The sequence below is a fragment of the Bacillus sp. TL12 genome (genome assembly GCF_022625245.1).
GTDB lineage: Bacteria > Bacillota > Bacilli > Bacillales > Bacillaceae_G > Bacillus_A.
The window spans coordinates 1-298 of record NZ_JAJJBY010000245.1 but is presented as its reverse complement, the minus strand read 5'-3'; the positions used below and the strand labels follow the sequence as shown (position 1 = coordinate 298).

The window sequence follows — 298 nt, the reverse complement described above, 5'->3', positions numbered from 1 at the left end:
GCAGATAGATATGGAGGTCTTAATGAATTCTCTTCAGCCAGGACAAACATGTGAAATACCCGAGGCTTATGTAGGAATGACTGATAAAGTACCAACTCGTGTGATTATTCATCGACTAACAAAAGAACAACAACAAAAACGATTACAAGATCAAACTGTGAGAGAAAAAAAGAAAGGAATGAAGTATTCTCCTCGTAGTAAACGACTCAGTGGCATAAATGTATACATGACAAACACTCCTATAGATATTGTCCCGATGGGACAGGTGCATGACTGGTATTCTTTGCGTTGGCAAATC

At 38.6% G+C, this 298-nt stretch carries 1 pseudogene; it reads left to right on the top strand.

The window, feature by feature from the left end:
* Positions 1-298, top strand: a pseudogene (locus LOK41_RS28770) (IS4 family transposase); the annotation flags it as partial.